This window comes from Sphaerospermopsis reniformis, assembly GCF_005402885.1.
GTDB lineage: Bacteria > Cyanobacteriota > Cyanobacteriia > Cyanobacteriales > Nostocaceae > Sphaerospermopsis > Sphaerospermopsis kisseleviana.
The window spans coordinates 1-207 of sequence record NZ_BJCE01000676.1 but is presented as its reverse complement, the minus strand read 5'-3'; the positions used below and the strand labels follow the sequence as shown (position 1 = coordinate 207).

Sequence of the window (207 nt, the reverse complement as noted above, 5' to 3'; positions counted from 1 at the left end):
AATTAAATCGTTGTTTCAGCAGATGGATAGAAACCCTAGTGACAAACATGGGAGGAGAAATAATTCCCATAGACGGAAAAACAATTAGGGGTTCTTACGACCGAAATCAAGGGAAATCAGCATTGCACGTTGTTAGTGCCTGGGCAAGTGAACAAAATTTGGTCTTGGCACAGATGAAAGTAGAAGATAAATCCAATGAGATTACAG

Annotated in this window: 1 protein-coding gene; it reads left to right on the top strand. The window is 39.6% G+C overall.

The features are described 5' to 3' along the window. A partial coding sequence (locus tag FFR48_RS28810) for an ISAs1 family transposase (RefSeq protein WP_137669657.1) occupies window positions 1-207 on the top strand: 207 nt, incomplete at both ends.